An 18,431-nucleotide genomic window follows, 5' to 3' on the forward strand; every position below is an offset into this window, starting at 1 on the left:
TCGCCACCCGCTACGACAAGCTCGCACTGACCTACCGCGGCGGAGCTGTCCTCAGAGCCATAACTATTTGGTCGAAGGCATTAGGAGACACGCCCTAGCCGGGGCGGCGGAACCGCCGAGGTCCTGAAGACTGTCGGATGGCGTTGGGGCCGCAGCATCAGCGCGTGGTTTGTCCCCCAGTCCCGCGACCGCCTGCCCAAGCTGCACACCATCACCCGCACGAAGTCGGCACTTGAAGCCGCCGGGTTCGAGGTCGAAACCGAAATCGACAGCAGCCACCGCACAACCGCCGACGTCGAAGCCGGAAAGATCGAGCGTCAGGCCGACCGGGTAGACGCCCTGGCCGCGAAGGCAGAGCGCAAGACCAGCGCCGACGATGCCGCCTGGGCCAACGCTCAGGCCGCGCACGACCGCCTGCCCGAGGGAGGCGAGCCGATCAAGGTTGGCCACCACTCCGAAGGCCGACACCGCGGCGCGATCGCCAGAGCAGATAACGCCATGCGCAAGTCAGTCGAAGCCAGCGCAGACGCCACCACCGCCCAGGCCCGCGCCGACGCGGCCACCCACACCACCGACGCCCGGTACAGCCCGGTCACTGTCGCCAACCGCATCGAGACGTTGGGCGCTGAGCTTCGCAAGCTCGAACGCCGCATAACCGCGCAGTGCTACGACGACACACGCGGTTACCTCGACGCCACCGCCGAGCAGATCCAGGCCCGCGCAAAACGCCTCGCCCCGCACCTCGATGAGAAGCGCGACCAGATCGCCTATTGGGAGGCCGTGCGCGCCGCCCAGGTCGCCAGCGGCAAGGCCACCGGCTACGACCGTTCCACCGTCACGAAGGGCGACCGGGTGAAGATCCGCGGACAGTGGCGCGAAGTCGTGCGCGCCAACGTCAAAACAGTCAGCGTCACCACCGGCTATACGTGGACCGATACCGCCCCGTACGCCGAGATTCAGCAGCTCGTACGGCCCGAGTAAACACGCCACAGCGGCCGGCCCACCCAGGGCCGGCCGTGAGGGGGCATCCCCCTCACACTCCCCCACCACGTGCAGCCGCCCAGCCCGGCACCCAGCCACGAGAACGGCCCCGACACGGGGACCACAGGAGAACCGGCCATGATCATCACCTACCAGCGCCCCACCACGCTCGAGGCACACCAGGTCAACCAGGACGCTCCCGCCGCCGACCTCAGCCCCATCGGGGCCGAATGCGGCACCACGACCATCGACGTTATCGGGATCTCGTGGACCTACAGCAGAGCGCCCCACCACGGCCAGGACAAACACCGCGCAGCCATCACTCCCGCAGGCGACGGCCCGACCGGCGCCGTCGCGATCGCGTGGACGTACCAATACGCCACCGACGAGGATCGCGGCGACGTGGACCACGCTGCACCCACCCAAAGCATCACCATCACCCTGTCATTTCCCGACCGAGCGGCAAGCGGCATCAACATGGCCGTGATGATCCGCAGCATGATCAACGCCGGACTAGACCACTTCTGGGAAGGCGACCAAGACGACGTAACCGTCAGCTCAACTGCCACGCCCTAACCACAAGGTCGACCCTCGCGGGTTCGGCCGTGAGGGGGACGGTGCCCCTCACACTCCCCCACCAGGTGAATCAGGCACGGAGGCCGGATCCACGCGGACCCGGCTGCGCCGGCCTGACCTGACAGAACTTTTCTTCCCTTGGTGGCCGGTCATCATAGTTCGCTCCGTGCCTTCGTCACTCACAATCTGGCACGCGGTCGCGAGCTCCCTTATTTCGCACCAGATTGCGTGCACTACGGCACTCCCGCTCTCAATCGATTTCTCTTGCCACCAAGGGCAGAAAAACGGTGGACGACTACACAACCACTGCCCACGNCCGGGACCCCGCGCAGCTCACCAACCAAGGAGAGAGAACCCCATGACCACCAGCATCCGCAGCGTCCACATCAACCCGACCGAAACCATCACCACCCGGAACCTGAACCCGGACAGCATCGCCGCCGCCATCGGCTGCTCCATGTTCGACGTCGTTGGCCTTACTGACAGCATCGACCTGTTCGTCGACGACGAAGGACTCATCAACGGCTCCCCCCTCAACCTCCCCGCCACCGTGCTCGCCCACCTCCTCGGCAGCCGCACCGTCATCTTCGGCACCGCGATCGCCGTCAGCGTCAACGACGGCGGCGAAACCATCGGACTCACCGACCACCAACTCGCAAGGATCCAGACCGGGCTCGCGCAGAAGCCCGACCACCTCACCATCCAGAAGCTCGTCGAGAGTCTCTCCCCCTTCCCCACCATCGTCAGCATGCTCCGCAACATCTAGCCACCACCACCGGCTGGCCCTCGGGCCAGCCGGTGAGGGGAGACCCCCTCACACTCCCCCGGGAACAAATCTCCTGCATTCTTTCTTTCATGCATGAATGCATGAAAGAAAGAATGCAGGAAAGAAGGAATGAAGGAATGAAGGAATGAAGGAATGAAGGAATGAAGGCTTGCATTCATGCATGAATCAAAGCATGATGAACTCATGCAAACACTCATGGTCTACAGCGAGTCCGGCGGAGTGACCAAGACGACGACCGCCGTCTCGATCGCAGCTATCGCCGCGTCACAGGGACGACGCACGGTCCTGATCGATCTCGACCCCCGAGCGGCCTCGACCAAATGGCTCGATGTCACACCCGCCGAAGAGGGCCTGCACGTCGGCGCAATCCTCGGCGACGAGAACCCCGAAGGATGGGCCGAAGACCTCGCCATCCAGTCATCCTGGTTCCCCGAACTACGCATCGTCCCCTCAGCTCGCAACGTCTCAAACCGCGAAGCGGACCGCGCCGACCACGCCGAGCTCCGTCTCCGTACGTCGCTCGAGGGCCTCAACGCCGACCTGGTCGTCATCGATTGCCCCAATCGCCAAGGTGGCCCCTTGACCCTGTCAGCGCTCAATGCAGCGGACACCATTCTTTATGCCTCCAGCGCCTCAGGGGACGGCGTTGACGGTGTAGCCGGCGCCCGACGCACCGTTGAGCAGTTCCGAGCCAGTCGGCACCGCATCGGAGCACCCGCAAACCTCACCGAAGCAGGAATCGTCTGCGGGGGAGTGCGCGAAACGATCATGTCCCGAGCCGCGACCGCCAGCATCGACGATCTACGCGACACCGGCATGCTCCTCGTTCCCCTGGTCCCGGACCGCGCCATCGTCCAAGAAGTGCGACTCGTAGGGGAGTGGTACGGCAAGTACCGGAAAGGAGCACCCGTGCTAAACGCGTACACCGAGATAGTCAGGCAGGTCATCCGATGAGTACCCAAGAAGACCGACCCTCCCTCGAATCCCGCAAACGTCGCACACCACGTCCTGCCCCCGACGAATCCGTGGATCCCATCGACTACAGGCCGACAGAACCATCCCTAGCCACAGTGCAGCCGACAACACCTCCCACGCCACCAGCACCAGTAGCAGAGACGCCGGCCCCACTGCCAACACCCCCCGCAGCCTCGCCAGCACTCACCCCTCGCGGACGACCGCGCCGCGAAGTCACCCTGCCGTTCAGCACACGCCTATCCGTGGACGTCCTCAACCTGATCGACGAAGCCGTCGCCAACGGCGAAGGCGGAGGCGTCATTCGAAACGTCGTCGAAGAAGCGATCCGTGCACGCTGGGGCAACAAATAACCACCAAGACGACACACCTCCCACGTCGTCACGGAGCCCGACCTGTAATTGAGCCGCTTCGCGGCGCTGTAAGTGCCCCCTGTTTTTACCTGTCTGGCTGATCACCGTAGCTTCCTCCCGTGCCTGTGTTCCGGGCTTTCGCGGCATATCCTCGCTGCGTTCCGGTATTCCACGACCCGGCACTACGGCACTCACGGTCGCTATCGATTTCTATTGCCAGCCAGGCAAAAGAATTGTTGGTGAGAGGAAGCAAGATCATGAGCGAGATGGTGACGTACTGGTGGAGTGCCGGGGTTCGTCCGGGACATATTCACTCTGCTCGGTTGCTATAGACACCGTGTATTGCGGCCGAGCGAGCCCCTTCTTGGCCCTGCGTAGGCGTGTGCCTCCAGCCCATAGGGTTTCGCGCGGATCCTTGACGGTGGCCGCTCTCGGAGCATGCTGCCAGCGTCAGGGCACCCGGCCTTGACATGGTCGAAACCTATGGGATCGCTATGCCGAAGAGGTTGATGACATTCTTGAGCGCTGGATCTGTTGGGTCCACCGGGGCTGAGGAGCGAAGTTCAATGGGTGTGCCGTCAAAGATTGCCCAGCATTCGAAGTCACCGAGCCGGGACACGTAGCGGATCCCAGCGTAGAGCGGGCGTCCGTGTTCGTCGGTACGGGAATAGAGCCAGCTCGCGATCGCGCGCGTCAAGAGCCGGTTCGGACCCCGTACGGCAGCCACGTCAAGGTTTTCCAACCCCTGGTGCAAAAGGACCGGTGCGGCCTGTTCGGTGAGGTAGGCGTGGGTTGCTGGAGACTCGAGGTCGACGAAAGGGAGCGATCCTGTCACGTCGAAGGTCCGCAGCCGTCGTGTGGTGAGCCAGGCTGCTGGGACTTGCCCGGGGAGTACCCGGCCCGGTTCCGGCGTGAGCTTGTTGAACGCTCCGACCATTGACGCACGTGGGCGGAAACCGGCTAACGTCTCGGCGAAGCCGCCGTCGGCTTTCGTCGCACCGTAGAGAACGCCAGCGCCGGGGATATCGAAGCGGTTTCCGGCGCGGTCATTCATCACGTCGACGGGGTTGAGCAGGGAGAAGCGAAGAGCCGGGTCGGTGCGCTCAACCCGCCACAGCGGGGATGGGGCGAAGACCAGGGCCAGCTCAACCGGCATTGACGAACGCGCGCGCGGCAGCCATCACATCACGGACTCGGCCCTCGGCGATCAACTCTGCTGGCGCCGCGTCCTCCAGTTGCGGGTTCATTCCGATGAACCAGGCCCGCACGACCTCATCTGGGTCGACCTCCGCCAGGAGCTCGACAACCTGGAACGTGTCGCGCAATAGCCGCTGCTCCTGCAGAGGAGGTTTCGCTTCACCTGCGACCCACCGCGAGACCTGCCTGGGAGTCTTACCGGTGATGATCGCCACAACATCGCGCCCCAGAACCTCTTGAAGGCGCGCCACGATCGACGCCGACGCTAACTCCACTGACGCCTTGTGTACCGATCGCCCCAGCGGGCGCATTGCCAGATTTGTCATGCACTGAGCGTACCAAGCAGACACCCAGAAAGACAGCATTTCGGCACGCAATAAGTCACTCAATAAGAACCGATGTTCTGAGTTGGGGGTAAGCGTTCCAGCTGCGGCCGGCGACCTCCGCCCATCGCGCGGCAGCCTGGTTGCTGATGCCGGTCAGGTCGCTGAGCGGGCCCACCGGGATCTTGCTGGCGAGATTGATCAGCGCGGCCCCGCGTAGCGGAGTCGTGCGGATGCCGTATCTGAGCAGGCCATCGCCGAGGGTTCTCTTGTGGATGTGCTGCCCGGCGCGTTGCCTTGACGGGAACAACCAGCGAACGTGATCCTCTGTTGTCCAGGGAGGCACGGAGTCGCGGAGATCGATGAGTAGCTCGGCGACATGGTTGGGGAGCGTGAGGGGGTCGTGGCCGAGCCTGAGCTGGACTTTGCCGCCTTGTTCGGTGAGATCATCGGCGGTCAGCCAGATGAGCGTGGTCAGTTGTTGTGCGAAGAGGCCGACGAGGAGTCCCGCGACGCGGGCCCTGAGGGGGAGGTCTTCGTCTATTTGGAGACGGTGGATTGTCGCCCAGTAATCCGTTTCGGACAGTGCAACGCTCGGGTAGGGGGCGGCGGTGATCTTGAGTGCTGCGAGCGGGAAGAGCTTCTGGGTCTGTGCCCAGCTAATGAACGGCGCGAGCCGGTTTCTGTGCTGCGGGTAGGCGAGGATGTGGTCCTCGAGCACAGGTTGGATGCGTTCGCGGCTTGTGGTGTCAGCGGGAAGGGTCTGGAGGAATTGGGCTGCGACCTTGATTTTTTGCCGGGCTTGACTGCTGGCGTCAAGGGTCAGGGTGCCCTTGCGGGCGCGAGCATGAAGTGGCTGACTGATCTGCCAGCGTGCGTACTTTTGCAGAGCATTGTGGTGCGGGCCAGGGTGTGTTGCGAGGTAGGTGCGGGTCCAGGCCTCGAAGCCGTGCAGGATCTCGTCGCGCTGTTCGAGCAGCCCGGCTGCGAGGAACAGCTGCCGCACGTGGGTCGCGGTTCGTTCGCTGGGCCACTCGTCGAGGCTGTCATGGGTGAGGGGGAGCTCGTCGTTGACGTACCGCCGGACCAGGGCGGCTGAGCTGCTGCGGTGAATCCAATTCACCAGAGTCGGCGCCCGGCCCGAGCTGATCAAGAGGTTATACAACGGCGTGAACGTGGTGTTCACATTCCCGTCGGTCGCTGTGATCAGCTGCTTTGCCCGGATGCGGAGAACGCATCGGTAACAGCGAAGACCATGAAGGTGCTCTTCCGCGCCGCAATCGAGGCAGCCGAAGCGTTGCGGAACGTTCGCGCACGTCGAGCAGCAGGGTTGCCCAGCTGTGTTGAGGTAGACGATGAGGCGTCGCTGACCACAGCTACGACAGGTCTTTGGGATCCTTCTGATCACGTGGTAACAGGTTGAGCATTGCGGGCCACCGAGCACAGATACCGCGACCTGTCGTACCTGTTTGCAGGTGACGCAGGTCGCGATGGTCTTCGGGGCGCAGCGCGGACAGACCGGTCCAGCCGGAGTGCGTGTGTGGATGATTCCGGGCAGTTGGCAGATGGAACAAATCTCTCGTGATTCCGGTCTTCGCCGCCAGCACGTGGTGCAGTAGCTACCGGTGTCGGTGTTGATCCGGATCTGTTTGTCCAGTCCGCAGTCGCTGCAGGGTCGCACCGTCAGGGGCGGCGGATTGTCGCGGGCACGGGTCGGAGATCCCCGATCGGATGTAGTGGACCGTTGTCGTTGACCGCGACATCGCCAGAGAGCGTGACGCGGTCGACGTGGATGAGGTCGTTGGGGGTGCAAGCGAGAATTTCGCAGAGGGCGCCGAGCACATCGAGGTTTAACCGGATCGGGGTTTGGGTGACGAGTCGGAACACTTGCTCGCGGGAGAGTGCGACTCCCTTCTCCGCGAGAAGGGGTACGAGATCGGTGGTTTTGAAGAGGTTCTGGGTTGCCATCAGCTGGCGGAGATTCCAGGTCACGGTATACGGGCTCGTCATTGGTTCAGGCCTTCCGGGGTGGGGGAGTAGACCCGTCCCAGGGCGGAGGCAAGGATCCGGTTTTTATAGTCGTTGCTCACTGAGGTGTAGATCGCGGTGGTTGACGCGTAGGAATGGCCGACTTGTTCTTGGACGAAGCGTTCGGGGTAGCCGAACTCGATCAGGTGTGTGACGTAGGAGTGCCGGAGGCTGTGGAGGGTGAGGTTCTCGTCAAGGCCGGCCTGATCACGGATCGCCGCGAACCGGTAATCCAAATGCCGTATCGACAGTCGGGTCTTCCGTTCGCTGATCCACAGTGCATTCGTCTTGTGGGCGAGGAACTTCGGCCGGGCTTGTTCCACCCAGTGCTTCAGGCCTTCGATGGCCCAGTCGAATTCGGGTACCGCGAGAACGCTGCGCCGACGTGGTGGTCCACCATTGATTGCTTTCCCGAACCGGACATGCACAACGCCGTAGCCGGCCCATTGCGGACTGTTCGGATTGCTCCGCAGATCGGCCAGATCGAGCATCGCGGCTTCGGTCCGGCGTAATCCGAACGCGTACACCGTCTTGAAGAGTTGCGCGTCGCGCAGCGCGCTGAGCGCACCCTTCTTGCCCTTCTGGATGATCTCCTCAACGATCAAGTCCGCGCGGGCGAAGAACGCTTCGAGCTCGTCATAGCTGAACGGCCGCTTCGCAGGTTTCGCTTCGAACTCCGACAGGTGCGCGCGGGTGTTCCATTCGTGGCAGATCTGAACCGGGTGCGTCCCGAATGCCTCAGTACAACGCTCGGCCCAGTCATAGCGCGGATCGGTAAGGAAATCGCAGAACGTCGTGATGGTCTGGTGATACCCGCGAAGTGTGGAATGCGCTCGAGGCGGACTCATCGACAGCAACGAGGAGGTGAAATCCTCCACGTCCGTCGCGGTCCAGTGCCAGGGATACTCGCCAAGAGCCAGCTCGAAACGGCGAATGAAACCGGTGTTGTGCTCAACTGTTCCCGCGCTAAGCCCGCGACTGAACTGCTGACGCTCCCACCCGTCCAGCATCGCGTCGAACATCGACCGCTCAGGATCGATTGCGGTAACGAGCGCGAACCGAGCATCGGGTAGATCAATCATCACGCGCTCCGTCGTTGCAATAAATGCATCATTGTTGCTCAATACGCCTCAGTATTGCATTAAAACTGCTCTGGTGTGGAGGCGAATCCCCATCAGAACTGGCATAAATGATCGACCAAGACGGTCGTAGTGCCTTGTAGACCTCTCAAAAATGTCACAGACCGGTTGGGTCATGCTGCATCTGCGAACGCTAGCCACATACGATCGAGAAGGAAACGTGCCGCTGGCCATAAAGAGAGAAGTTTCGGCTGTTGCAGCCAGTCGAATACGGCTCGCTTGTGTTCAGTAAGCCAGCGTGTGTGCAGTGCACGATGACGTACAAAGCACTCGATAAAGCAGGCGTGACGTACACAGTTGTCGACGTGACCGAAAATGCCGTGGCCCTCGAATACGTGACGGAAGACCTCGGGTACAGCGCCGCACCCATCGTGGTCGTCGACGAGCACAACCACTGGTCCGGCTTCCGCCCTGACCGCATCGCCGCCCTGGACCAGAGCAGAGCCCTCGACGCTTAGGACACACGGCAGACCTGGCGCAGGCTGCTGCGCCCCACAATCAGCGCCCCTGGCCGTTCTCTCTCCCGGCCAGGGGCGCTTCCTGCATCTTCGCCACAGTGCACCTGCGAAAACGGCGACGTCAGGCCAGACTGAATGACATGGATCAGGACAGCGGGGGAGCGGTGATGAACCGACGCAGCTTCGACGAAGCCATATCCCGCGCCATCGCCGGGGAACACCTCGCCGATACCGGATCGAAGCCCCTCGACGTGGTTCTTCGCGACATCGCACATACGGCACCTGGTTCAACGGCCCAAGATGACGCCGTCGTCGTCGCTCGGCTCGTCTTCGACGAGCTCGCCCGGGGGACCGACGGTGCGATGATCCCTTGGAGCGGTCCGCCCTGCCCCGCTTGTGGCGCCGAGATGAACGCCGAGATCATCAGTACCAGCCGCGGACTCAAAGCAAGCGAGCGTTGCCCGCGCTGCGACCTCGTGCTGCTGATCCCGGACCTGTTCACGGGCCTAACCGCGCAGCGCACTGTCGTTGACGCCTCTGCGCCGCCGGCGATTCACCCCGCCAGATGAGAATGCTCACTCCGATGTCAGTAAATTGCTCAATTGGCTGTCAGCGACCAGGTCGCTGCATATAGCTAGGGGCCTGCAGGGGGAGCGGTCTAACGATCTACATGTCGGTAACGGGGCCGTCGACCGCGCCGACAGTCGTGGGCTTGGGCGTACATCGTCGGCTTGGCCGTCCGCTGACATAGAGATGAGCACGTTACTGACATCCGGATGAGCAGTTTCCGCCGAGTACTGATATCCCGATGAGCATTCTCACGTGAACTCACATGTGTGCATGTCATTTTTCGAAGTCGACTGCACAACGGCCCCTATGTTTCTGGGGTTGTGCAGCCGAGTGTGACGACTGATTTTTCCGTACTCCTCTGCACGAGTGTCGCTTTTGTTCAAACTCGCCTGCACAAGCAGGAGGTAAAAGGGGCGGACGCCGAAAGGCCAGGGCATTGGTTCGGATGCGATTGCCGTCGTTGTGCCGAGACGGGCGACGACTCCAGAGACCAGCGGGGCGAAAAGGCCTCGTCGCACAGTCACCGATTCAGCTGTGCACGCGAGTACGAACATTTGTGCAGACGACTTCGAAAATTCACAAGACGGCTTCGAAAAATGACATCAAGCATGTTTCGTATTTTGTTACGTTTTTCGTATTACGTTACATCTTTTGTCATGATAGAGTGACATTATGAGCGATCAGCTGCAGCAGACAGAGCAACGCACGTGCCGGTTCCCGGGATGCGAGCGCCCCGCCGTCAGCGCGGACGCCGGCACCGGCCGGCCCCCCGAGTATTGCGACGACGAGGGACACAATCGGGCCGCTGCCTGGCGCGCACGCCGCCGACTCACCGCAGAGCCCACACGGAGCGTCGAGGACGAGAAACGCCCCGTCGACGCGGCGCGCCAGCGAGCGGGAGAACTCCACGGACAGGTGGCCGGCATGGTCGAGCACCTCGGCCATCAGATGAGCGCGCTCGTCGAGGAGTTGCGCACCCTTGCCGACCCAGACGCTGCAGAAGCCCAGATCGAATCCGTGACGACCGAGGCCGCCGAACGCGTCGCCGCTTCTTCGGCACGAGCTAGTCGGGCCGAGCAGGCCCAGCGCCAGGCCGAGGCGGAGCGGGTCGAGGCTGACGCCGCAGCGATGGAAGCGTCTGAGCTGGCAGAGCAGCAGCAGGCAAGCTTTGTGGCGATACAGCAGGAACTGAGCGACCGGGAACAGACTCTGGACCAGGTTGCTGCCGAGCTGGCCACGGCCAGATCCGCGGCCGAGGCTCAGAACTTGCAGGCACAGGGCGAGCTGACTCAGTTGCGTGAGCAGCTGGTGGCCGCACGTACGCGACTGGGGGAGACCGAGCAAGAGCGGGACGAGGCCACCACGCGGACCGAACTCGCTTCTGCCGCACGGGCGGAAGCGGAGGAACGTGCTCGAGGCGCGGTCGCCCACGCCGACGGCGAAGCAGCCCGTGCCCAACGTGCCGAGTCTGACCTCGCGAAAGTTCGGGACCAGCTCGATCACGCACGCACCGAACGCGATGCGATGCAGGAGGAAGCCAGCTCGCTGCGCGGGAACCTGACCGCCGTATCTGTGGAACGCGATTCGGCGCGGGCAGACATCGAACGTGAGAGAACTCACGGCGATCAGCGCGTGAGTGATTTACGCATCACGCAGGAACAACAACTCGCCCAAGTCCGTGACGAGCTCGCCGAGCTGCGAAAGGAAGCTCGTGAACAACGTAGCCGTGCGGACCGGGCAGAAATACGCCCCGCCACTCAGGTGGCAAATGAAGGCACGAAACCCAAACCCACCAAGCAGAACGACTGAACGCCCAACCACGTTCCCTCGAACCCGAGAAGTCGGGTGGTTCATCAGCGGGACCTAGTTTGACAAGTTATCGAAAGTTTATCAATTAGGGATAAACTTTCGATAACTTGTTAAGGAGAACCATGGATAGGGCACGAAACCCGTATACACCGAACGCGGGCGCGCCCCCACGTTTCCTCGCCGGACGAGCCCAGGAGACAGAAGACTTCCGGGTGCTCCTTCAGCGTCTAGCCAATGGATACACCGAGCAATCAGTGATTATTACTGGACTGCGCGGGGTGGGCAAAACGGTGCTCCTGGGGCAATACGAGCGCATTGCCGAGGACGAGAACTGGGTCCCCGTGGTGGCCGAAGTGTCCAAGAACACGCCCTTCGGGCCCCAGATAGCCAACCTGTCCCGGCGCGCACTCTTTCAGGTGTCACCCAAAGCTCGGTGGGGGGAGCGCGCTGCCCAGGCAGCCGCCGTCATCAAATCCTTCTCTTTGAGCGTGCAAGCCGACGGCGCCATGACGGCAGGTCTTGATGTGGAGCCCGCCTGGGGGACCGCTGATACCGGATCGCTCAACGACGACCTCGCCGACGTCTTCCAGGCAATCGGCGAAGCGGCCGCGGAGAAGAAGCGCGGCGTCGTTTTCCTCTTTGACGAAATCCAATTCCTGGCCAAAACCGAGTTAGAAGCGCTGATTGGGGCTGTCCACCGCACCGTCCAGCGACAACTTCCAGTCACTTTCGCCGGAGCCGGCCTACCAGGGCTTCCGGGACTTGCGGGAAATGCGAAATCTTACGCTGAGCGGCTCTTCAAATTTTCGTCGATCGGCCAGCTGCCGCGCGCAGCGGCCGTGCAGGCAATCGTCGAGCCAGCCAAGGTTGAGGGCGTCACCTTCAGTCCGGAAGCAATCGAGTTCATCCTCGCGTATACGGAGGGGTACCCGTACTTCATTCAGGAGTTCGGCCGCGCAGCATGGAACACCGCTGACGGGCCAGTCATCACCCTCGTCGACGCAGAAGACGCCCTGAGCCAAGTCGAATCAGAGCTCGATGGCAGTTTCTTCCAAGCCAGGGTGCAACGAACCACTCCGGACGAGTTGACGTATATGCGGGCAATGGCTGAACTGGGCAGCGCGGAACAGAAAGCCGCTGACGTTGCGGCGGTCCTGCACAAGTCCTCTGAGCAGCTGGGCCCGATACGATCCCGATTGATCGCCAAAGGGCTGTTATATACGCCTCGCTTCGGGTATGCGAAGTTCACGGTTCCACAATTCGACCGGTTCATGCGCCGGCACATGACACTCGACATTGAATCGACTGGCTAACCCCAAGCGCCTGCGTCTCGGCAGGGATGGATGCAGCGGTGTGCCTGTGGATAGTTCAAGCGGCCTGGCAGTCAATGGGGCACACTCAAGGCATGGATGGCGATGATGGCCTCGACTGGGACGGTCCTCATGCCCCGCGTGCGGCCATGAGATGAACGCCGATGTTGCCCCGACCGCCCATGGTCTCAAGGTTTGCCAGCGCTGCCCAGCGTGCGGCCTCGTGCTGCTCGTGCCCAATCCGTTCGTGGTCGACTGAGCAGCTCCATTCGACCACGCAAACTAACCGCAACCTTCAGTGAAGACGGCGGGCGCTCCTGACCGGGTCGCCTGCCGTTCGCCGCTTCTTAGACGCGATACATTTGCGCTATGCCTGCACCCTCGCTCTCGATGAAAGAGATTCGTACCCGCTCATCCGCATTCGCCGCGCGCTGGGCAGACGACGTGTACGAGAAAGGGGAATCGCAGTCGTTCTGGAACGAGTTTCTGGCAATCTTCGGGATTGACCGTAAACGCGTTGCCTATTTTGAGAAACGCGCTGAGCGGTTCTCAACCGGTAATCAGGGATTCATCGATTTGTTTTGGCCGGGGATGCTGCTGGTTGAGCAAAAGAGCGCCGGCAAGGACTTGGCCGCGGCTGATGCCCAGGCGTTCGACTACCTCGACGGCCTTCCGGCCAAGGATTTCCCACGAGCCGTTGTTGTTTCGGACTTCGGACACATAAAGCTCACCCGATTCGATGAAGACGGCGGTGCAAGTACCTACCTGATTGACACCAAGAACCTGGAAAAAGAGATTGATCGATTCACTTTCTTGGCCGGCTACGTTCAGCGCGACTTCACCGCGGCACAAGAAGAATCTGTGAACGCAAAAGCCGTGAAGCTGATGAGCAATCTCTATCAAGAGATCACCCGCGACCATTACAGCGAGCACGAGACCGCTGTGTTCATGACCCGCGTGCTCTTTTTGCTGTTCGGTGACGACACCGGGTTGTGGCCTCGGGGTCTGTTTCACGACCTTGTCGACCAGAGTCCTGTTGACGGTGAGGCAGTCGCTGGAACGCTCGACGCACTGTTTCGTGCCCTCGACCGACCGGAGACAGAGCGCTCGTCACGGTTGAGCGAATCCATTGCCCCGTTTCCGTACGTAAACGGTGGGATCTTCAACGAGCACATCGAAGTGCCGCAGTTCGATTCAGCGATGCGCGCGGCGCTGCTGGAGTGCTGCCGTTTTGATTGGGGGTCTATCTCGCCGGATGTGTTCGGCTCTATGTTCCAGTCGGTGAAAGCAAAAGTCGACCGCCGGGCGCACGGCGAGCACTACACGACGCCTGAAAATATCTCCAAGACCATTGACCCGCTATTCATGGATAGTTTCCGCCAGCAGCTGGCAGCCTGTGGGACCAACCTGAACAAATTGCGTGCCTTCCACAAGAGTCTGGCGGACTATACCTATCTGGATCCTGCCTGCGGCTGCGGCAACTTCCTGGTAGTCGCTTACCGGGAAATGCGAGGCCTCGAGCTCGAGGTACTTCGGAAGATCCGCGATGTCACCGGCAACGAAATGCTTGGCAGTTTCGAGGTCGCCAACACGCTCAACGTCCGGCCGGAGCAGTTCTTCGGGATCGAGATTGAGGAGTGGCCGGCAGCGATCGCGCAAACTGCAATGTTCCTGGTCGACCACCAAGCGAACATGACGCTCTCGCAAGAATTCGGCGAGGCCCCTGACCGCCTCCCCATCCGCGATGCCGCGACGATTGTAGTCGGCAACGCGATCCGGCTGGACTGGGCTGAGATCGTCCCTCCCACCGACAAGACGCTTGTATTCGGAAATCCACCGTTTGTCGGAATGGCATGGCTCTCTGCCTCTCAGCAGGAGGACAGCCGACTCGCGTTTGCTCAGCTCCCGGAAGCAAAAGGTGAACGTAGCGGCCGACTGGACTATGTTGCATCCTGGTACGCCAAGGCCATTTCGTACGCACGCGGCTACAAAGCAAGGTTCGCGTTCGTCAGCACGAACAGCATCACCCAAGGTGACCAGGCGCGCGCTTTGGATCCGATCTTCCGCAAGGCCAACATGGCCATCGACTTCGGCCACCGGACCTTCAAGTGGACTTCCGGAGCCGCAAACGCCGCCGCGGTCTTCTGTACTATTTTGGGGTTCTCTGCCGCGGGGACGGTGAAGCAGAAACGGCTTTTTGATTATCCGGATGTAACCGGGCAGCCGTTGGAGAGTGCGCCGGGCAGCCTCAATTTTTACTTGATTGATTCGCCGCTACCGGGGCCGTCCAAGCGCACAAAGCCGCTGATTCCTGGGCTACCCCTGATGTCGAAGGGAAGCCAACCGACGGACGGCAACCACCTGACAGTGACAGCTGAAGATTACGCGGAGGCTACAGGGGACACGTACGCCGCGAAATACCTGCGCCCGTATCGCCAATCGAAGGAAATGATCCAGGGCGGCGAACGGTGGTGCCTCTGGCTTGTGGACGCGGCACCCTCAGACATTAAGAACTCGCCGTTCTTGAAAACTCGGCTGACAGCGGTTGCCGCAGCCCGACTGGAAAGCCCCACGCCGTCCGTGAATGCCAAAGCGTCGACTCCAAGCCTCTTCACGCAAATCAGGCAACCAAAACGGAAATACCTTGCAGTTCCTGAAGTCAGCAGTGAGAACAGGGACTACATCCCCATGCGCTACTACGAACCTGACGTAATCGCCGGGAACAAGTTGATAGTGATCGAGGATTGTCCGCTCTGGGTTTTCGGGTACCTCCAATCAGCTGCATTTACGGCTTGGGTGAAGACATTCGCTGGCCGTTTGAAAAGCGACCCAAGTATCAGCCCAGACCTCACTTACTGTGTCTTCCCCTTCATTGAACCGACCGGCAAGAAGCTCGTCGAGTTCGGCGCCGCAGTTGGTGGAGTGCTCAATGCTCGTGCGATTTTCCCTGATGAACCACTCGCCGCGCTCTACAGCCAGGTCGGCATGCCCCTCGCTCTGCGCAAGGCTCACGAACGGTTGGACAAGCTCGTGGACGGGATGTACGGCATAAGCAACCCAACGTCCAGCGAACGTGTCGCGATGCTGTTGAAGAAACATCACGAGCTTGTTAACTCCGTGCCCGCACTGTTCAAGCTGCAGGAGCCCGTCCGCAGGAAGGCAGTGAGGCAGAGGAAAAGCGCGTAGGGGTATGGCTTTCTGATTCACATGGCGGGGTTTCTCAAGCCGTAAATGGCGGTGTACAGCCTCGAAACCCTACACGCGGGGCAGAGCGGCCCATGGAGCGGCGTACCCTCAGTGCATGGCCAAGGCGACAGTCAAGATGAACGACGCGGGAATCAGGCGTCTTTTTGAGGGAATCGCCGCGAACCTTGAAGCTGCGGATTGCAAGTTCAGGGCCACGCACGAGGGTTACCCGATCGATGTGGTTGAGGCTGATGCACGCTCCGCATTTCCGGGCATGGACCTCGACGCCGATATCCTCCACAACTATGCAGTTGCAGTGTCCAAAGCAGAGCCGTTTCAGTTCAAGCTACGGTAATGTCGCCAGAAACTGCGCGATCTGAGTTGTGAGCAGGCCACCGAGTGCGCCGGCAGATGTTTGGCTTAGAAATCCTGACATCGCCCCGAAGACCGCCTTCAGTTTCGATACTTCTGCGGTTCCCGATAGTTCGATGCGAGCCTCGTTCAGCTGTTCCTCGACAGCTGCGGATAGCTCTGCAGCCAAGGCCGGAAGAGTCTGCTCGATCGCGTCGATCAGCCGCAATCCTTCAGCCTTGAATTCGACTGAAAGATTCTGCCGCACGTGCGAACTTCCCTGAGCGACGTTCGCCGGGCCGTTCACCGTGGTGTGGAACGTGTCTCCGATGGCGGGCGGAGGATCGTTCGAGGACCGTCCGTTTTCGATGGTAAAGGAACCTTTCGCTGTCAGGGTTGGCCGCAAGGGTCCCGCGTACTGCCAAGCCGCTTCGCCCTGGATAAACCCATTCGTCACCAACCACTCGCCCGTCTTCTCAAGGTCTTTAGCTGTGTAAGAAAATCCCATAAATGAAGGAACGGTTCTTAAATACGCGTCTGGGGTGGGATCTATGTCAAGCACTTCGATTTGGTTGTAGAGCCACGCCAGGTAGTCGTCCCTTAACTGCCTGCGTCGTACGGGTATCGAGGCTCTCACGTGCTCAAACTCTTCGACTGCTGCCTGACCGCTGGGAAGGACGTTCACAGATGCGATGACGCCGCCCAATCTCAGCTCGAGCGCGACAAGTCCTTCGTCCTTCAGTAGCTCTAGGTGATCCGCGAGGGCGATCACGCCCAGGTCATTCTCGGCTTCGATGCGCTTCGCGATCGCTTCGTGCGTGATGCTTCCGGAAGTTCCGCCCCCAAGCTCGCTGATAGCTGAAAGGATGCGCAACTGCCGCACTCGAGTTGGCGAGAGCGTCGAAAGTTCACTGGGCATAGGCAACACGCTATCGTCGACCACCGACATTGAGTTGATTCCTACGACGCCCCACCTGCCCGCTTCACGGGCATAGGTGGCTCCAACCTCAATGGACGTGGTTTTCGCTTTTCCGAGACCTGCCGCACAGCTCGAAGGTAACCCTCGATCGGTTCAGGGGAACCTCATGCCCCACGCTTTCAGGAGGCCGATTGGATGATTCGGGTCGGATTTCGGATCAGGCAATGGATGTCAATGGACTCAGCGCCCTGCAGATAAAAACGCGGGACCGTATTGTGCACGTGCTTCCGGCTCATGCCCACCTTCTCTCCACATCTCACGAGCACTGCGCTAACACTCGCCGCCGTGTCCGCCGCGAGATCTTTCCGCGCGGCGCGCCCCTGTCCACAGACTGTGGTCTGGGGTCCGAGGTAGCACCCGCCTCACCGTTATTCGCGGATTTGATTGTGAAGGTTTTTGTGCATACAAGTTTTACGTCTTACACTTATCAAGACTTGTATTACAAAAAGGAGAAACGATGCCGACAATTACTGTGCGGGTGGACGATGCGACCCGCGATTCCCTACTGGAGAAGGCGGAAGAGGAGGGGGTGAACCTCAGCGATCTCGTTCGGGATCTGCTCATGGAGGCAGTCGTGCCCGTGCGCGACGATGTCGCGGCGCGGGGCGACCTGGCGCCGGACTCGCTGAGTGCGAGGGATCGGCAGATGTTCACACTGCTCCACCGAATCTTGGCGCGGGTGCTGCCCGAGGATGCGAACGGTGAAGACGGCGACCTCGAGTATCAACTTGACCGTGCTCTCACGCTCGAGGCCGGATACACCCTCGAATACGGCTCCGCGTTCGCTGGAATCCAGCAGGAGCTCTCGCGTCGCGATTGCACCCGCGTCATGGACATTCTCGACATGTTCCGGATCCTCGACTTCAGCGTGGAGCGGCACGCAAAGGAGGGTTCGCCAATCGATGCAGACGTGGTGGCTGACTTGCGCTATCTCGGCTTCGATTTCAATGACAGCCTCGAAGGGCACATGGCGTCCTACGTACAGTATTTGGTCGATCACGGCCGCTGGCAGGAGCGCCGGGAGTCGATCGCCGCAAACGACGGTGGGAATTCCCACATGCAGACCCTTGACCTATACATGCGGATGCTCGCGGAGTACCGGCGCATCGGTGATGTGCGGCGACGCGGCCATGATTGGGACCACTTCCTATCGGCCGAGGAGCTTCAGGCGATTGCAGACGCTACGGTCCACCCGTCGCGCCGCGGACGCAAATAGCCCACGGCGGCTAGCTTCGAGACGCCCCGGAAGATTAGCCGAAATCGATGGTTTCTGAGACGCTCCTTGAGCTCGAGTGCGAAGCCGGAGGATCCGGGTGAGTATTAGAGCCCGTGAGCCCCACCCGATCGTGCGGTTGAGCCCCACTGATCGTGCGGAAGAGCACCAGTGGTGGTGCGGCTCAGCACCACTGGTG

At 61.2% G+C, this 18,431-nt stretch carries 17 protein-coding genes; 11 read left to right on the top strand and 6 right to left on the bottom strand.

The features are described 5' to 3' along the window. Positions 1–309 precede the first annotated feature (309 nt). The 4 genes from D6T64_RS01375 to D6T64_RS01390 all read left to right on the top strand — a co-directional run bounded on the left by D6T64_RS01375 (position 310) and on the right by D6T64_RS01390 (position 3,298). The gene (locus D6T64_RS01375; protein WP_267900463.1) at positions 310–981 is read left to right on the top strand and encodes a DUF3560 domain-containing protein; all 672 of its coding nucleotides are present in this window, start codon (positions 310–312) and stop codon (positions 979–981) included. A gap of 138 nt (positions 982–1,119) precedes the next feature. Then, positions 1,120–1,557, top strand: a complete 438-nt coding sequence (locus D6T64_RS01380; RefSeq protein WP_119970716.1) for a hypothetical protein — start codon at positions 1,120–1,122, stop codon at positions 1,555–1,557. A 358-nt stretch (positions 1,558–1,915) separates the two neighbouring features. Continuing rightward, on the top strand, positions 1,916–2,323 hold the full coding sequence (locus tag D6T64_RS01385; RefSeq protein ID WP_119970718.1) for a DUF3846 domain-containing protein: 408 nt from the start codon (positions 1,916–1,918) through the stop codon (positions 2,321–2,323). Positions 2,324–2,527: 204 nt separating this feature from the next. After that, positions 2,528–3,298 (top strand): ParA family protein, encoded by a 771-nt coding sequence (locus D6T64_RS01390; protein WP_119970745.1) that lies wholly within the window; start codon positions 2,528–2,530, stop codon positions 3,296–3,298. An 852-nt stretch (positions 3,299–4,150) separates the two neighbouring features. Here D6T64_RS01390 and D6T64_RS01395 read toward each other — a convergent pair. The 5 genes from D6T64_RS01395 to D6T64_RS01415 form a co-directional block, all read right to left on the bottom strand. Continuing rightward, positions 4,151–4,825 carry an RES family NAD+ phosphorylase gene (locus D6T64_RS01395; RefSeq protein WP_119970720.1) on the bottom strand — a complete coding sequence of 225 codons (675 nt, stop codon included), beginning with the start codon at positions 4,823–4,825 and terminating at the stop codon, positions 4,151–4,153. Continuing rightward, a complete protein-coding gene (locus D6T64_RS01400) occupies positions 4,815–5,192 on the bottom strand; it encodes a hypothetical protein (RefSeq protein ID WP_147364412.1) in 378 nt (125 codons plus the stop codon). Before D6T64_RS01400 ends, D6T64_RS01395 begins: the two co-directional genes overlap by 11 nt. 55 nt (positions 5,193–5,247) lie before the next feature. After that, complete coding sequence (locus D6T64_RS01405) at positions 5,248–6,375, bottom strand: hypothetical protein (RefSeq protein WP_119970724.1); 1,128 nt, start codon at positions 6,373–6,375, stop codon at positions 5,248–5,250. A gap of 497 nt (positions 6,376–6,872) precedes the next feature. Beyond that, positions 6,873–7,199: a helix-turn-helix domain-containing protein gene (locus tag D6T64_RS01410; protein ID WP_119970726.1), complete on the bottom strand. Its 327-nt coding sequence runs from the start codon at positions 7,197–7,199 to the stop codon at positions 6,873–6,875. Next, the gene (locus tag D6T64_RS01415) at positions 7,196–8,341 is read right to left on the bottom strand and encodes a tyrosine-type recombinase/integrase (RefSeq protein ID WP_233550762.1); all 1,146 of its coding nucleotides are present in this window, start codon (positions 8,339–8,341) and stop codon (positions 7,196–7,198) included. The genes D6T64_RS01410 and D6T64_RS01415 overlap by 4 nt, the downstream gene beginning before the upstream one ends. A gap of 236 nt (positions 8,342–8,577) precedes the next feature. Between D6T64_RS01415 and nrdH the strand changes: the two genes are divergently transcribed. From nrdH to D6T64_RS01445, 6 genes are all read left to right on the top strand, one after another. Continuing rightward, a complete protein-coding gene (nrdH, locus tag D6T64_RS01420) occupies positions 8,578–8,814 on the top strand; it encodes a glutaredoxin-like protein NrdH (RefSeq protein ID WP_267900462.1) in 237 nt (78 codons plus the stop codon). Positions 8,815–8,954: 140 nt separating this feature from the next. Continuing rightward, entirely contained in the window at positions 8,955–9,383 is a 429-nt protein-coding gene (locus tag D6T64_RS01425) for a hypothetical protein (RefSeq protein WP_119970730.1), read from the top strand. A 673-nt stretch (positions 9,384–10,056) separates the two neighbouring features. Next, entirely contained in the window at positions 10,057–11,193 is a 1,137-nt protein-coding gene (locus D6T64_RS01430) for a coiled-coil domain-containing protein (protein WP_119970732.1), read from the top strand. Between the two features lie 122 nt (positions 11,194–11,315). Then, a complete protein-coding gene (locus D6T64_RS01435; protein WP_119970734.1) occupies positions 11,316–12,506 on the top strand; it encodes an ATP-binding protein in 1,191 nt (396 codons plus the stop codon). Positions 12,507–12,872: 366 nt separating this feature from the next. Further along, the gene (locus D6T64_RS01440) at positions 12,873–15,689 is read left to right on the top strand and encodes a class I SAM-dependent DNA methyltransferase (protein WP_119970736.1); all 2,817 of its coding nucleotides are present in this window, start codon (positions 12,873–12,875) and stop codon (positions 15,687–15,689) included. Between the two features lie 115 nt (positions 15,690–15,804). Further along, positions 15,805–16,044: a hypothetical protein gene (locus D6T64_RS01445; RefSeq protein WP_119970738.1), complete on the top strand. Its 240-nt coding sequence runs from the start codon at positions 15,805–15,807 to the stop codon at positions 16,042–16,044. Here the strand turns inward: D6T64_RS01445 and D6T64_RS01450 are convergent. Then, positions 16,036–16,989 carry a hypothetical protein gene (locus D6T64_RS01450; RefSeq protein WP_119970740.1) on the bottom strand — a complete coding sequence of 318 codons (954 nt, stop codon included), beginning with the start codon at positions 16,987–16,989 and terminating at the stop codon, positions 16,036–16,038. The two genes, D6T64_RS01445 and D6T64_RS01450, sit on opposite strands and share 9 nt — an antisense overlap. A gap of 487 nt (positions 16,990–17,476) precedes the next feature. On the opposite strand from D6T64_RS01450, the gene D6T64_RS01455 reads away from it, so the two are divergent. Beyond that, positions 17,477–18,235 carry a YfbU family protein gene (locus D6T64_RS01455; protein WP_119970742.1) on the top strand — a complete coding sequence of 253 codons (759 nt, stop codon included), beginning with the start codon at positions 17,477–17,479 and terminating at the stop codon, positions 18,233–18,235. The last annotated feature ends 196 nt before the right edge of the window (positions 18,236–18,431 follow it).

Source organism: Cryobacterium melibiosiphilum, assembly GCF_003602235.1.
Lineage (GTDB): Bacteria > Actinomycetota > Actinomycetes > Actinomycetales > Microbacteriaceae > Cryobacterium > Cryobacterium melibiosiphilum.

What these genes read in the sequence shown, in the direction of transcription:
- D6T64_RS01450 (WP_119970740.1), bottom strand. Translation starts at nt 16,989, where the DNA reads ATGTCGGTGGTCGACGATAGCGTGTTGCCTATGCCCAGTGAACTTTCG.
- D6T64_RS01395 (WP_119970720.1), bottom strand. Translation starts at nt 4,825, where the DNA reads ATGCCGGTTGAGCTGGCCCTGGTCTTCGCCCCATCCCCGCTGTGGCGG.
- D6T64_RS01400 (WP_147364412.1), bottom strand. Translation starts at nt 5,192, where the DNA reads ATGACAAATCTGGCAATGCGCCCGCTGGGGCGATCGGTACACAAGGCG.
- D6T64_RS01430 (WP_119970732.1), top strand. Translation starts at nt 10,057, where the DNA reads ATGAGCGATCAGCTGCAGCAGACAGAGCAACGCACGTGCCGGTTCCCG.
- D6T64_RS01435 (WP_119970734.1), top strand. Translation starts at nt 11,316, where the DNA reads ATGGATAGGGCACGAAACCCGTATACACCGAACGCGGGCGCGCCCCCA.
- D6T64_RS01390 (WP_119970745.1), top strand. Translation starts at nt 2,528, where the DNA reads ATGCAAACACTCATGGTCTACAGCGAGTCCGGCGGAGTGACCAAGACG.
- D6T64_RS01380 (WP_119970716.1), top strand. Translation starts at nt 1,120, where the DNA reads ATGATCATCACCTACCAGCGCCCCACCACGCTCGAGGCACACCAGGTC.
- D6T64_RS01440 (WP_119970736.1), top strand. Translation starts at nt 12,873, where the DNA reads ATGCCTGCACCCTCGCTCTCGATGAAAGAGATTCGTACCCGCTCATCC.
- D6T64_RS01445 (WP_119970738.1), top strand. Translation starts at nt 15,805, where the DNA reads ATGGCCAAGGCGACAGTCAAGATGAACGACGCGGGAATCAGGCGTCTT.
- D6T64_RS01425 (WP_119970730.1), top strand. Translation starts at nt 8,955, where the DNA reads ATGGATCAGGACAGCGGGGGAGCGGTGATGAACCGACGCAGCTTCGAC.
- D6T64_RS01385 (WP_119970718.1), top strand. Translation starts at nt 1,916, where the DNA reads ATGACCACCAGCATCCGCAGCGTCCACATCAACCCGACCGAAACCATC.
- D6T64_RS01410 (WP_119970726.1), bottom strand. Translation starts at nt 7,199, where the DNA reads ATGACGAGCCCGTATACCGTGACCTGGAATCTCCGCCAGCTGATGGCA.
- D6T64_RS01455 (WP_119970742.1), top strand. Translation starts at nt 17,477, where the DNA reads ATGCCGACAATTACTGTGCGGGTGGACGATGCGACCCGCGATTCCCTA.